Below are 13261 nucleotides of genomic sequence, written 5' to 3'. Positions count from 1 at the left end.
GCAATGGCATCCCTCCAGCGTCCCGACCATGTCTTGCGCAAGGTCGCGCATCCAGCCGCCGCCACCGCCGCGGTACTGCCACGCCCGAACGCACAAGAGCGATTTCGACGTGAACTGTTTCCACCCGCCGTGCCCCAGCCAAGCCCTGGCGAAGCGGATGCGGCCGAGTTCGCCGACGCATTTTTCCCCTCCCTGGAGGGGCTACAGGCCGATCCGCCCGACTCGGACGACGAAGAGCGCGGTGAACGGCAAGGTTCGCAAGACGAGCCGCCTCAGGAAGACGAGCGGGACGGTGCACCGGCACAGTCCGGTGCGCCGGCCGCAGCGCCTGAGGCGCAGCCTCAGCCGCCGCCACGCTACTTTTTCATCCAGGGCGATACCTTGCCGCCCCCGTTGGCACATGCCCCATCCGCAGCGGAGCCGGGGGAAGACCTGCCAGGCGATCGTCCGCCGGTCCAAGGCGCAGGAGCGATGGGGACCGCCACCGACGCGCAGCCGCCGAAATGGTTGATCGACACGGCGCAGATCATTACCGATCTGTGCCGGCGCGCGGATCCGGCCTTTCAATCGCTGTCCGTCACGGTGCCCATGGACCCGCAAGTGCTCCCGGATTGCGAACTGGCTCTGGGGCTTTCGTCGTATGCCATGACGCTTCGCTTCCACACAGTCTCATCCGAGTCGCGCCGCCTAATCTCATTACATCGCGATCAACTGCATGGGTTGTTGTCCCGCCTGAGCACGAACCCGCAACGCAGCATCGACATCGACCTGGAATGACCCTTGAACACAGTCAAGCCGCCGGCTTCCCCCACCAATGACCTTGCCAGGTATCTGCCGTCCGTGGATCAGGGCGAGGCGCGGCTGGCACGGGTAGTCTTTGATCGACGGTTCATACGCTGGGTTCAGGCACTGACGGGCAATCCCGGAGCCGTGGTCAGCCGGGCACCCGATGTTCCCGCCAAACGCATTGACATGGCATTCCAATGCGCGCAGGGCTCTCTGAGCCTTTGCGTGCCCACGGCAGACTGGCCCGCCCTGGAGATGGCTGCGCGCCTGCCGGAAGCCGCGCTGGCGCGTGACGTCGCCCAATCGTTGATGGTCAAGACGCTGGCACCTTTTCAGGCCGGGCTGCCAGGGCTCGTTCTTCATGGCATGGACCTCGGCAAAGGGTCGGCTCCCTTCGAGGTCGTGGCGCGGAACCGGCGCGTCGGCCTGCAGGCCATGGACGAAGCGATGGCGGGGCAGATCCAGGCACTGCTCAGTGCGTCGATACCAGCGAGCGCCAACCACCTTTTCGCGTTGCGTGTCGCCTGCCGCATTCGCCTCGTTCGCAAGGCGTTTCGTTCCGCCGACCTACAGTCGATCGGTTCGGGCGACGTGCTGCTCACCGGTTTGTCTGCCGCCGCGTCGGCATCCCTTCATTGCCACTTGTCTTTTGGAATGGGCGCCTCCATGGAAACCACCGCACAACTCGATATCGACTCCCACCAAGCCACGCTGGACGCTGCACCGCAGGCCGGCAGTGCCCCCATACCGGAGAGTGCGCTGCCGGAGGACAGCGACATCGGCACCGTCGGCCAGCTGTCCATCCCTGTGGCTTTTGAAATCGATAGCGCCCGCGTGCGGCTGGACGACCTGGCCGCCTTCGGCCCCGGCTCGGTCATCACGCTGGACACCCCAGTGCGGGACGCCACCGTGCGGCTCGTGTGCCACGACCAGGTGGTGGGCATCGGTCGCCTGATCGTCATTGGCGAACAGCTCGGCGTGCGCATCGAACGCATGGGCATCGGCCAGACCCCTGACGCCACGCAAGCGCTGCCATGAGCCCGCTGTCGCCCGTACAGGGGCTGGACCCCACCTCGCTTTTCATCGCCCTCATGGCGTTGGCCTTGCTTCCATTCGCGGCCATGGTGGTGACGTCCTATACCAAGGTCGTGGTCGTGCTGGGATTGCTGCGCAACGCGCTGGGCATTCAGCAGGTTCCGCCGAACATGGTGCTCAACGGCATTGCCATCATCATTTCCATCTATGTCATGGCACCGGTGGCCATGGAGGCCGCCGACAAGATCCAGGCAGCCCCGCCCAGCTCGCAAAGCTCGAACACCCAGCAGATGCTGATGGCGGCATCCGCCGCCAAGGAGCCGTTCCGCCAATTCCTGGTCAAGCATGCCCAGCCTACTGAAAAAGCGTTTTTCTTGAAGTCCGCACAGGCGATATGGCCCCAGGAGCGCGCGAAGGCCTTGCTGGCCGACGACTTGATCGTGGTGGCTCCGGCGTTCCTGCTCACGGAATTGACGGCCGCTTTTCGCATCGGCTTTTTGCTGTACCTGGCTTTCGTGATCGTGGAGCTGGTCATCGCCAACGTGCTGCTCGCCATGGGCTTGTCCCAGGTTTCACCCACCAACGTCGCCATTCCGTTCAAGCTCTTGCTGTTCGTGGTGCTCGACGGATGGTCCCAGGTCATGCACGGCCTGGTACTGACCTACCGATAACTGAAAGGAGGCTGCCATGACACACGACAATATTGTCCAATTGACCTCTGAGGCGCTGATGCTGTGCCTCATTCTTTCCATGCCCGCCGTCGCTGTAGCGGCCGTCGTCGGGTTGCTCGTGGCGCTGGTGCAGGCCGTGACGTCGCTGCAGGATGCCGCCATTTCGCAAGGCATCAAACTGATCTGTGTCACGGTCACCGTGGCGGTCACTGCGCCCTGGGTCGGCACCACCGTGCTGCAATTTTCTCAAAGGCTGCTGGCAGCCACGTTCACGCCATGACCCCGGGCGGCCCTCAATTCCGCAGCATGCAGCAGGCGCTGCGGCTCAAGCAACAGCGACTGCGGGAACACAACCATTTGCAGGCGCAAGCGGCATTGGCGCAGCGTGAGCAGTCGGCACGCAATATGTCCGTGGCGCAAGGCCGCTTCGGCGACTATGTCTTCAGAACCGTGCCTCGCCCGCCGCTGCCCTTGCCGCCGAAACAGAACAGCCTTCCCGGTCAGCCCGATGCGCCGCTGCCGATGCAGGAAACCATGGCTGAGATCTTGCAGACCGACTCGGAAGAAGCCGACGATCGGCTGGGCAATGCGGATCGGTTGAAGGCGGTGAGCGATGACGATCGAGGAGAACGCAACCCGAGATCCCGGGAATCACTCAAGGAAGCGGTCAGCGAGCCAGCGTCCCAGGACAGCTTTCTTCGTGGCGAAAAAAAGGCCCAGGACAACGAAGGCGACTCCCGGGACAGCTCGGGCGGAAACCAATCTGGCTCTGGCTCTGGCTCTGGCTCTGGCTCTGGCTCTGGCTCTGGATCGGGATCGGGATCGGGATCGGGATCGGGATCGGGATCGGGATCGGGATCGGGATCGGGATCGGGATCGGGCAAAGGCGACCAGGGAAATTCACGCGACAACCGGTCAGGGCGATCCGGCCGATCTTCGCTGTCAGGCACCATCGCGGCGGCCCTGGACGTGGTGCGGCAACGGTACACCGGTACGGCACAGGATCGGGCTGCGGTGCTGACCCAGCAACTGTGGCAGTACAGCAGGGCGCCCCATTTCGAAGCCAGCGCTGCCCGTGGCATGGCAGAAGTCGCCGTTTATCTTCAGAACCACAGCAGCCGGGGAGCATTGAGCAACCTGCAGCGGGTGAAGATCAAACTGTTGCAGTGCGGGGGGCCGACAGCAGACGCTGCCAGCGACACCACGCGGATGAAAGATCAAAAAGCGCTGGTGCCGCTGAAGTTGTTGAGCACCGACACTCCAAGAACGGAATCCCAGGCAAAGACTGCCGCGGACCGAAGTTTGCAGATCAGCCAAAACCTTTCGAGACGGGTACGCCCATGAGCCTTGATCAATACAACCAACTAGTCACCGAACTGTGCGAGGCCATCGACCTGCCGGACGCCGAAGCGGTGCTCGCGCAAGGCTGGATCGAAGTGGAAGGATTTGAAATCCTGATGTCCCACTACGAGAACGATCCGGCGGCCATGTACCTGAATTTTCACTTCGGCATCGTCACAGCGGGCCGCACGCTGACCATCTTCCGGTTGCTGCTGGAGGCCAACCTCACCGTGTATGCCCAGGATCAGGCACAAGCGGGCATCAATCCCGACAACGGAGGCATCATCCTGATCGTGCGCGTGCCGATGACGCCGGAAATCAACGGTACCTGGCTGGCGGAAACGCTCACGCACTACACCGAGCACGGACGCTACTGGAAAGACAACGTGCTGAGCTCCACCGACGAAGCCTTCAATGGCATCTGCGCTGGTGACTACATCTGGTTGAAGGTGTGAGGGTACCGCGCGCAATGGCCGCGTCCCTCACGCCCCACGGAGCGCGCTACCAGTAGAGCGCGGTGTATTCGTTGCCCACCGCCTCCGTGCCCTCATGCGACAACAGCCGGTAACCCCGTCCATAAGCGGCCTGAACGCGCAGCTTGCAGCCGGCCTCCCGCAGCTTCGTGCGGAGTTTGTAGACGTGCTGCTCCAGCGTGCGCTTGTTGGATTCGACCGAGCGCCCCCAGACTTTGGCAATGATGGTCGGCAAAGACACCACCTGGTTCGGCTTGGAGAAAAGCAGGCACGCCAATTCGCATTCCCGGTGCGTCAACCCCACGGTCTTGTCGCCGTGCACGATGCAGAGCCTGGCCGGATCGAGCCGGCAGCCATCCACATCGATCGGGTGGGCCGCCTGGAAGGCCTGCGCTTCCATGTGTCCGCGCAGCCGGGTCTTGAGCTCATCGTGCCCGACACGCGAAAGGCTGATGTAGTCGACCGCACCGCAAGCCAACGCGACGCCGAAGCCAGCGTGCAGTTCCGCGCCGACGACCACGACCGGAATCTGATCGGACACACAGGTTTTGATGAGGCCCAGATCTTCTGCCAACGTTCCTCCGCAGTCTTCAAGGATCACGGCATCGAACGCCTGTTGCCTCACTTGCATGCGAAACGCAGTGATGCTGACGTGCAGCATGGCTTGAATCCCCCCCCGGGAGAGCAGCTCCACCAGGAACTGATTCACCGTCGATCGACGCGAAAGCAGAGCAACGTTCATGGAATCCCTCAACGCAAAATTGATATCGACAAATGGCGGCGCTTCGAACGCGGCCCCCTGGCTTGATGAGCTGGTCGTTGGTGCCGGCTGAAGATCATTTGGTTGCAACATGTGGTCACATATTTTGCAACTTATCTCTTAATTTCTGCGGAACAGAATCGGCGAAATGTTCTCCGCAGTATGCACTTTTGGCAGGCCAATTACTTATAGACAATAACTATTCAACGTCATAGCTGCCACTTATCAGTTCTGGCATGTGGTTTTCTTCTCTCAATTCACTGTCCAAAACCTGTGGCTTCACGCGCCCCTAGACAACCCTTTCCCATCAATTTCAACAAAAGGCTTTCTTTCTGAATCCACCGCTGGGAGAGCTGCGTATCACCGCTCAGTCACCGAGGAAGGCGCTACATCACTCTAGGTAGCCTGGGTGAACGTGGGTGCAATGCCTGGATGAAAAACGGATGACCATGAGATGAATAGGGGATGAACATCTTTCCAGCGCTTGAGCAGACATGCGTCCAACGGTATCCGAAGCCAATCACCGCCAAACGTGCCAAATGGCAAAAGTTGAGGATTCAACGTAAACAAGTTGAGCTTTGCTTTGGGCGGCTTTCCTAGCATCGAGTGGTCATCAACCAAAGGCGCGGCGCCCTCCGCGAACCACCATGCTGCTCTCACTGCTGTCGTTGTCTTGCCAGCGCGCCCAGGCCCAGGCGCCAGAACTTTCAAACCTCATTCAAGCCACGCGCATCAAGGACGCTGCAGGCATTGGCCGCCGCCGCCTGGAGCGCAGCGGCCGCGATACCGGCTCGGCCCACGAAGGAGCGCTTTTGGGCCGCAGCCTTCTGCTGGTCGGCATGGAAGAAGCAGCGAGCGAAGTCTTTCATCAGCAGTTGAAGGCTTATGACCAGGTGTCGCGCAGCAATGTGCGCTGGCAATCGGCCCTGGACCAGGCATGGCTCTTTCACCATCTGAACAAGCCGGCGCGTGCCGTGGCCTGCTGGGCGATCGTCGCCGGGGACCACGACGCTCCGGTCGAACTGCGCGTGGAAGGCCACTGCGGCAAAGCCATGTCGCTGCAAGCCCTGGGCCAACATGCGGAAGCCCTGGCCACGGCACGCCAGGCCGAGGTGCTCTGCCAATCCGGCAATGCCGAGATGCTGGAGCCCCATGCCCGCGCCATCCGCCTGGAAGTGCTGGCCCGGGTCCACCTGCTGCGCCATGAAGAACTGGCGGACCATGCGCTGTCGGAGTCCGCGGTCGCGCTGGCTCGCGATCTGCCCACCCAGTCCGAGATGGTGGCGGAGCTGACGGCGCTCGAGTCGTCCACCAGCGTGTCTCAACTCCTGCGGGCCCGCCTGGCCTACCTGCGCAGCGGTTTGCTGGGATTGCAACCGGCTGGCCGGCAAGAGGCGATCTCTGGCTTCGTCCGCTGGCTGCGTGAACACGAATTGGCGGGGCTCGAATCGCAGGTCAGGGTGGAAGCCTGCCTGGCGCTGCTGACCGATAAAGCGGCCACGTCGGCCCGCGATGTCATTCAGACGCTGGCCAGCATCGAGCGCGAGGTCGATCGGCACCCCTATGCCTCCGACATTCAATACTGCCTGTCCAAGATCCACATGGAAGAGGGACGGCTCGGCGAATCACTGCGCCAATACAAGCGGCATGTGGCCCAGGCGATGCGGGTGGTGCACAACACGGTTCTTGCCCGCATGAACAACGCGGCTTCCAGCTTGCCGTCCCAGGCGCAAGACACCACCGGATTGCGCCTTCCGCCCCGCTACCGTGCGGCCTACCGCTACATCGTGGAGCACCTGCACGACGCCAACCTGTCGGTACGGGAAATCGCAGGCCGCCTGGGCGTGACCGAACGCGCGCTGCAACTGGCGTTCCGCAACCACCTGGGCATGACGCCTGCCGAGCTGATCCGGACCGAACGCGTGAAACGCATCGAAGACGAACTGCGCGAGATGAGCGACACCGGCGGGCGCGCGCACATGCTGGATGTGGCTTCGCGCTGGGGCATCTGCAACCGATCGACGCTGGCCAATGCCTTCAAGCTGTCGGCTGCCCGGCCGGTCGATGCGCACTGAGGCGACGCCCCACGGAGCGCCGACGCGGTCCGCCGCCGCTCCCCTATTCGGAGGCCGCCTTCTTGGCGCCCTGTTCGAGAAGCCGTGCAAACTCCCGGTGCTCGTAGGCGATGTAGGTTTCCATCATGCTGCGGTAGATGGCCTCGATCACCTCGGGCACCCCACCTTCCGCCTCGGCGCGCTCCCGCACCCTTTTCACGATGAACTCGATGCGGCCCTCGTCCCGCACCTGGGATTCACGCTGCTTGTTCAACGCGGCCTGCGTCATGTAGCCGCCGCGCTCCACCAGCAGCGGCACGAGGATGTCGTCGAGCGCGTCGATGCGCGCGCGCACTTGCTCCATGCTGCTGCAGGGCTCCACTTTGTCGATCGCCCGGGTCATTCCAGTCCTTCCTCTACCAATTCAGCGGCACGCAGCAGGGCGCGCGCCTTGTGTTCCGTTTCTTTCCATTCCAGCTCGGGCACCGAGTCGGCCACCACCCCCGCAGCCGCCTGCACATAAAGCATGCCGTCCTTCACGATGCCGGTGCGGATGGCGATCGCCACATCCATGTCCCCGGCATAGCTCAGATAGCCGCAGGCACCGCCATAGAGACCGCGCTTGACGGGCTCCAGGCGGTCGATCAGTTCCATCGCGTGGACCTTCGGCGCGCCCGTGAGCGTGCCGGCCGGAAAGGTCGCCTTCAACACATCCATGTTGGTCATGCCGTCGTTGAGCAGCCCCTCGACGTTGCTCACGATGTGCATCACGTGGCTGTAACGCTCCACGGCAAACGCCTCCGTCACCTTCACGGAGCCCGTCTTGGCGATGCGCCCGATGTCGTTGCGGGCCAGGTCGATCAGCATCACGTGCTCGGCCCGTTCCTTGGGATCGTTGACCAGTTCGATTTCCGTCGCCTTGTCGCGCTCGGGCGTCGCGCCGCGTGGCCGCGTGCCGGCAAGGGGGCGGATGGTGACCTTCTGGCCCTCCGGCGTGCTTTCCTGGCGCACCAGGATTTCCGGCGATGCCGACACGATGTGAAAGTCGCCCATGTGGTAATAAAACATGTACGGCGACGGGTTCAGTGATCGCAGCGCGCGGTACAGCGACAGCGGCGACTCGGTGTAGCGCTTGTGGATGCGCTGGCCCACCTGCACCTGCATGAAGTCGCCCGCGGCAATCAGCTCCTTGGCAGCGTCCACCGCAGCCAGATAGTCGGCCTTGGCGAAGTCGCGCTGGGGCGGGTGGCTTTCCGTGGGCTTCACGACCGGTGCCGCCACCGAATACTTGAGCTGGTCTTTCAAGCCGCGCAAACGCTGCTTGCCTTTGGAATACGCCTCGGGCTGCGACGGGTCTGCATAGACGATGAGGTACAGCTTGCCCGACAGGTTGTCGATGACGGCCAGCTCTTCGCACTGCAGCAGCAAGATGTCGGGCATGCCCATCGTGTCGGGCGGGCACGTGGCCTCGAGCTTCTTTTCGACGTAGCGCACCGCGTCATAGCCGAAATACCCGGCCAGCCCGCCGCAGAACCTCGGCAGCCCTGGCCGCAACGCCACCTTGAAACGCTTCTGGTACGCCTCGATGAAGTCGAGCGGGTTGCCGCCGGCCGTTTCGACCACCTCGCCATCGGTGACCACCTCGGTCTTCGCCGCTGCGCCGAAACCCGTCGCACGCAGCAACGTCCGCGCCGGCAGGCCGATGAAGCTGTAGCGGCCAAAGCGCTCGCCGCCGACCACCGACTCCAGCAGAAAGCTGTATTTGCCGCCATCCTTGCTGTAGGCCAGCTTCAGGTACAGCGACAGCGGGGTTTCCAGATCGGCGAAAGCCTCCGCGATGAGCGGAATGCGGTTGTAGCCTTCGCTGGCGAGGCTCTTGAATTCAAGTTCTGTGATCACGGGGAATTCCCATTCGAGCGGCGCCAGGGAAGAGATCGGCGCCGCGGTTCATTGCGATCGGCCCTGCGGGGGGCCACGGGTGCAGCTGGGATTGCCCCAGGTGCCTCAGGTGTTCGATGCGGAAGGCCTGCGCCAGGGCCAGGCTCCCCGGTCGCTGCAACCTGTGATGAACACGTGGTGAATGAACATGGGGCGAAAGTGTAGCAAAGCAGTCTGGCGTGCTCGCCTTGCGACAGCGCTGTCACGCCGCTTTGCTCGAAAACCCTGTTGTGCAGGCCCCGGCCGGCATCGACCATAAAAAGAACGACCGTTCTTTTTTGGAGTTGCCATGATTTCTTCGCAGCGTTGGCTGGCGGCCACCCTCGTCTCCTTCGCCGCCCTTTGGGGCACGGCTTCGGCCCAGGTCGTCACCGTGGCCGGCGTGAGGTACGACGCGGCCATGCCGTTGCAAGGCACGCCGCTGGTGCTGAACGGCGCGGGCATCCGCTACAAGGCCGTGTTCAAGGTGTATGCCGCAGGCCTGTACCTGGAAAGAAAGGCCGGCTCGCCGCAGGAAGTCGCCGCCTTGCGCGGCCCGAAGCGGTTGTCCATCACCATGCTGCGCGACATCGATTCCGCCGAACTGGGCAAGCTTTTTTCCCGCGGCATGGAAGACAACATCGACAAGGCCTCGTTCTCGCGCCTCGTGCCGGGGGTGCTGCGCATGAGCCAGATCTTTTCCGAGCACAAGAAGCTCTCCGCCGGCGATACCTTCACCGTGGACTGGCTGCCGGGCACCGGCACCGTGATCAGCGTCAAAGGCGTGGTGCAAGGCGAGCCCTTTCGCGCGCCTGAATTCTTCAATGCACTGCTGGGCATCTGGCTCGGCGAGCGCCCGGCAGACTGGAAGCTCAAGGACGCGTTGCTGGGCAAGACGGCCGGATGATGCCGTTGAACGGCCCTTTGATGAAAAGCGATGATTTGCTATAAATTTAATAGCAATACCCCCTAGAGAATATTGTGCCAAGCCGTGATTTGGCCCAATTCACAAAAACCGCCATGCCGGGCAGCAGCCCTGATTTCTGAAAATCTTTTCAGCCGCCTGTAACCCGGGGCGCCTTGCGCCCGAACTACTGACGAGGCCCGAACGCCGGGCCCTCTTTCAGGAGCATTCATGGCGGCAACCGACACATCACAGCCCATCCATCCCTGGTGGATTCGCGCCAGCCATTGGCTGAATGCCTTCGCGGTGCTGATACTGATCGCCAGCGGTTGGCGCATCTACAACGCCGCGCCGTTCTTTCCCTTCACGCTGCCCAAGGCGCTGACCCTGGGAGGCTGGCTCGGCGGTGCCTTGCAATGGCATTTCGCTGCCATGTGGCTGCTGGCAGCCAACGGCCTGTTCTATCTGGCGATGAACCTCGGCAGCGGCCGGCTGGCGAGCAGGTTCTTTCCCGTGTCGCCGCGCGCGGTGCTGCGCGATGCCAAGGCGGCTTTGCAGGGCAAGCTCTCTCATGCCGACCCGCGCCGGTACAACAGCGTGCAGCGGCTGGCCTACCTGTTCGCCATGCTGGACCTTCTCGTGTTGGTGCTGTCCGGGTTGGTGCTGTTCAAATCCGTCCAGTTTCCCGTTTTGCGGGAATGGCTGGGAGGCTACGAATTCGCGCGCCGCATCCATTTCGTGGCCATGGGCCTGCTGGTCGGATTCATCGCCCTGCACGCGGTGATGGTGGCCCTGGTGCCGCGCACGCTGCTCACCATGCTGAGCGCCGGGCGCAAAGGGAGCGCCGCATGAACCTCTTCAAACGCCGGGATGCGCCCAAGGTGGATGCCGACCTGGCCATCGCCGATGCACGCAAGCTCCTGGAGCGCCGCATGGCACCGGCCGCGCGCCGCAACTTTCTGCGCGGCGGCCTGACGCTGGGCGGACTGTCTCTGCTCACCGGCTGCAGCATCAGCGACAACGAGGATGTGGAGGCCGTGCTCCACCGCATATCACGCCTCAACGACCAGGCCCAGGGCTGGCTGTTCGACCCGAACCGGCTGGCGCCCACCTATCCCGAATCCATGATCACCCGGCCCTTTCCCTTCAATGCCTATTACGGCGAGGACGAGGTACGGATCGTGAAGGAAGAAGGCTATCGACTGGAAGTGGCCGGCCTCGTGGCCGACAGGCACGGCTGGACTCTCCCGGAACTGCGTGCCCTCGCGCAGCAGGACCAGGTCACTCGCCACATCTGCGTGGAGGGCTGGAGCGCCATCGGAAAGTGGGGAGGGGTGCCTTTCGGCGACTTCCTGCGGCGCATCGGTGCCGACCTGGGCGCGAAGTACGTCGGCTTCAAGTGTGCGGACGACTACCACACCAGCATCGACATGGCGACCGCCTTGCACCCGCAGACGTTGCTTGCGCTCACTTACGACGGAGAGCCGCTGCCTCCGAAATACGGCTTTCCCATGAAGCTGCGCATGCCCACCAAGCTGGGCTACAAGAACCCGAAACACATCATGGCGATGTTCGTGACCAATACCTATCCCGGAGGCTACTGGGAAGACCAGGGCTACAACTGGTTCGGCGGCAGCTGAGCGATCTGGCTCGGCGCCGCAGACGGCGCGGCCGTACCCGACCACGGGTGCGGCCTGATTTTCATCACCACTCTTGAAGGACTTTCGACATGAACAAGCTCAATACCGCCCTGCTCGCAGCCTGCCTGGCCGCAGCCTCCGTCTCCGCCATGGCTGCGGACGACATGATGAAAAAAGACCCCATGGCCAAGGATTCCATGGCCAAGGACGCGATGTCGAAAGACGCCATGAAGAATGAAGGCATGAAGAAAGATGCGATGAAGAAAGACGGCATGAAGCATGACTCCATGGCCAAGGATTCCATGGGGAAAGACGCGATGAAGAAGGACGAGATGAAAAAGGACGAGATGAAGAAGTAAGCACCAGCTTGTAATGCTCGCCGCGGCACCGAAGCCCGTGTACCCTGCGGCTGCCATGGCACCACCACCGCCGCAAGACTCCCCGCACCTGCAGACCGAACTGCGCCTGCGAAGCCTGATGCTTGCCGGATTGGAGGGAGATGCGGCGGCGTACCGGCAATTCCTGCAGCAAGTGGCCACCCGCCTGCGGTCCTTCTACCGCCGGCGGCTGTCCGGTTGGCCCGACGATGTGGAGGACTTGGTGCAAGACACCCTCCTGGCCCTTCACAACCAACGCCACACCTACGAGCGCACCCAGCCGCTGACGGCATGGGTACACGCCATCGCGCGCTACAAGACCATCGATCTGCTGCGTGCGCGCCAATCGCGCGAAGCACTGCACGACCCTCTGGACGACGATGAGCCCAGCCTCTTCGACAATGCCGCAGACACGGCCGCCGAGGCTCGGCGCGATCTCGCACGCCTGCTTGCCACATTGCCCGACCGCCAGCGCCTGCCCATCGAACACGTCAAGCTGCACGGACGCTCGGTATCCGACGTGGCGCTGGAAACCGGCATGACGGAATCCGCCGTGAAAATCGGCATCCACCGGGGCCTGAAAGCGCTGGCGCGCCGCATTGCATCCGCCTCCCCATCCACGGCGAAGCCAAAGGCCTCCCCATGAAAACCGACGACCTGATCCATCTATTGGCAACCGACACCATGCCGGTCCCGCGCCATGTCGCGGCCAGTCGGCTCGCGCTCGCCTTGCTCGTCTCCGTGCCGGCTTCGGGCCTGCTGATGCTGTATGCCCTGGGGCTCAATCCAGCACTCGGCCAGTACGCCACGCTTCCCATGTTCTGGGTGAAACTGGGGGCTCCGCTGCTGATGGCGCTGGCCGCGCTGCCGCTGGTCGCCCGGCTCGGAAAGCCGGGCTCCGACACTCGCCATGCATGGCTGGCCTGGGCCGCGCCGATCGGCGCGGTGTGGGCTCTGGGAGTGACGGCGGCGTGGCAGGCCCCTGCTGCGGAACTGCCGACCCTGGCGCTCAGCCGCACCTGGCGCGTGTGCGCTGAAAACATCGCGATGTTGTCGCTACCGGTGTTCCTGGCCGCGATCTGGGTGCTGCGGGGCATGGCGCCCGTGCGCCCTGCATGGGCCGGCGCAGGGGCCGGCGCCCTGGCAGGGGCGATCGGCGCCACGGTCTACGCGTTGCACTGCCCAGAGCTTGCCGCACCGTTCATCGCCATCTGGTACGTCCTGGGCATGTCGCTGCCTGTGGCGGCAGGTGCCGCGTTGGGCCCTCGGCTGCTGCGCTGGTAGCCCGCCTTTTCCCTTCGCG

16 protein-coding genes are annotated in these 13261 nt (G+C 63.3%); 13 read left to right on the top strand and 3 right to left on the bottom strand.

All coding sequences use genetic code 11. The features are described from left to right. Window positions 1-33 precede the first annotated feature (33 nt). From AVHM3334_RS03025 to AVHM3334_RS03000, 6 genes are all read left to right on the top strand, one after another. Window positions 34-777 (top strand): type III secretion HpaP family protein, encoded by a 744-nt coding sequence (locus AVHM3334_RS03025; RefSeq protein ID WP_284409523.1) that lies wholly within the window; start codon window positions 34-36, stop codon window positions 775-777. Between the two features lie 195 nt (window positions 778-972). Then, window positions 973-1824, top strand: a complete 852-nt coding sequence (gene sctQ, locus AVHM3334_RS03020; RefSeq protein WP_284409521.1) for a type III secretion system cytoplasmic ring protein SctQ — start codon at window positions 973-975, stop codon at window positions 1822-1824. Continuing rightward, a complete protein-coding gene (sctR, locus tag AVHM3334_RS03015) occupies window positions 1821-2492 on the top strand; it encodes a type III secretion system export apparatus subunit SctR (protein WP_284409520.1) in 672 nt (223 codons plus the stop codon). The genes sctQ and sctR overlap by 4 nt, the downstream gene beginning before the upstream one ends. 16 nt (window positions 2493-2508) lie before the next feature. Next, complete coding sequence (gene sctS / locus AVHM3334_RS03010) at window positions 2509-2772, top strand: type III secretion system export apparatus subunit SctS (RefSeq protein WP_284409519.1); 264 nt, start codon at window positions 2509-2511, stop codon at window positions 2770-2772. Further along, window positions 2769-3836, top strand: coding sequence for a hypothetical protein (locus AVHM3334_RS03005; RefSeq protein WP_284409518.1), 1068 nt, complete (start codon window positions 2769-2771; stop codon window positions 3834-3836). The genes sctS and AVHM3334_RS03005 overlap by 4 nt, the downstream gene beginning before the upstream one ends. Next, window positions 3833-4288 carry a type III secretion system chaperone family protein gene (locus AVHM3334_RS03000; protein ID WP_284409516.1) on the top strand — a complete coding sequence of 152 codons (456 nt, stop codon included), beginning with the start codon at window positions 3833-3835 and terminating at the stop codon, window positions 4286-4288. Before AVHM3334_RS03005 ends, AVHM3334_RS03000 begins: the two co-directional genes overlap by 4 nt. Window positions 4289-4334: 46 nt before the next feature. On the opposite strand, the gene AVHM3334_RS24005 is transcribed toward AVHM3334_RS03000, so the two are convergent. Further along, window positions 4335-4583, bottom strand: coding sequence for a helix-turn-helix domain-containing protein (locus tag AVHM3334_RS24005; RefSeq protein WP_502869841.1), 249 nt, complete (start codon window positions 4581-4583; stop codon window positions 4335-4337). A gap of 1130 nt (window positions 4584-5713) precedes the next feature. Between AVHM3334_RS24005 and AVHM3334_RS02990 the strand changes: the two genes are divergently transcribed. Continuing rightward, window positions 5714-7141: a helix-turn-helix domain-containing protein gene (locus tag AVHM3334_RS02990; protein WP_284409513.1), complete on the top strand. Its 1428-nt coding sequence runs from the start codon at window positions 5714-5716 to the stop codon at window positions 7139-7141. A 43-nt stretch (window positions 7142-7184) separates the two neighbouring features. Here AVHM3334_RS02990 and AVHM3334_RS02985 read toward each other — a convergent pair whose 3' ends face one another. Continuing rightward, on the bottom strand, window positions 7185-7523 hold the full coding sequence (locus tag AVHM3334_RS02985) for a chorismate mutase (RefSeq protein ID WP_092745220.1): 339 nt from the start codon (window positions 7521-7523) through the stop codon (window positions 7185-7187). Beyond that, a complete protein-coding gene (gene trpE, locus AVHM3334_RS02980) occupies window positions 7520-9019 on the bottom strand; it encodes an anthranilate synthase component I (protein ID WP_284409511.1) in 1500 nt (499 codons plus the stop codon). Before trpE ends, AVHM3334_RS02985 begins: the two co-directional genes overlap by 4 nt. Window positions 9020-9347: 328 nt before the next feature. Here trpE and AVHM3334_RS02975 point away from each other — a divergent pair, with 328 nt between their 5' ends. The 6 genes from AVHM3334_RS02975 (at window position 9348) to AVHM3334_RS02950 (ending at window position 13242) form a co-directional block, all read left to right on the top strand. Beyond that, a complete protein-coding gene (locus AVHM3334_RS02975) occupies window positions 9348-9944 on the top strand; it encodes a chalcone isomerase family protein (protein ID WP_284409509.1) in 597 nt (198 codons plus the stop codon). Window positions 9945-10172: 228 nt separating this feature from the next. Further along, window positions 10173-10793, top strand: coding sequence for a cytochrome b/b6 domain-containing protein (locus AVHM3334_RS02970; RefSeq protein WP_284409507.1), 621 nt, complete (start codon window positions 10173-10175; stop codon window positions 10791-10793). Next, a complete protein-coding gene (locus tag AVHM3334_RS02965; RefSeq protein WP_284409505.1) occupies window positions 10790-11581 on the top strand; it encodes a molybdopterin-dependent oxidoreductase in 792 nt (263 codons plus the stop codon). Before AVHM3334_RS02970 ends, AVHM3334_RS02965 begins: the two co-directional genes overlap by 4 nt. 89 nt (window positions 11582-11670) lie before the next feature. Further along, window positions 11671-11940 carry a pentapeptide MXKDX repeat protein gene (locus AVHM3334_RS02960; protein ID WP_284409503.1) on the top strand — a complete coding sequence of 90 codons (270 nt, stop codon included), beginning with the start codon at window positions 11671-11673 and terminating at the stop codon, window positions 11938-11940. Window positions 11941-11995: 55 nt separating this feature from the next. Then, entirely contained in the window at window positions 11996-12604 is a 609-nt protein-coding gene (locus tag AVHM3334_RS02955; protein ID WP_284409686.1) for a sigma-70 family RNA polymerase sigma factor, read from the top strand. Beyond that, the gene (locus AVHM3334_RS02950; RefSeq protein ID WP_284409501.1) at window positions 12601-13242 is read left to right on the top strand and encodes an NrsF family protein; all 642 of its coding nucleotides are present in this window, start codon (window positions 12601-12603) and stop codon (window positions 13240-13242) included. The genes AVHM3334_RS02955 and AVHM3334_RS02950 overlap by 4 nt, the downstream gene beginning before the upstream one ends. Window positions 13243-13261 lie beyond the last annotated feature (19 nt).

Origin of the sequence: Acidovorax sp. SUPP3334 (assembly GCF_030159055.1) — a bacterium.
Lineage (GTDB): Bacteria > Pseudomonadota > Gammaproteobacteria > Burkholderiales > Burkholderiaceae_C > Paracidovorax.
The sequence above is the reverse complement of the archived record's forward strand: the minus strand, read 5'-3'. Positions and strand labels throughout refer to the sequence as shown.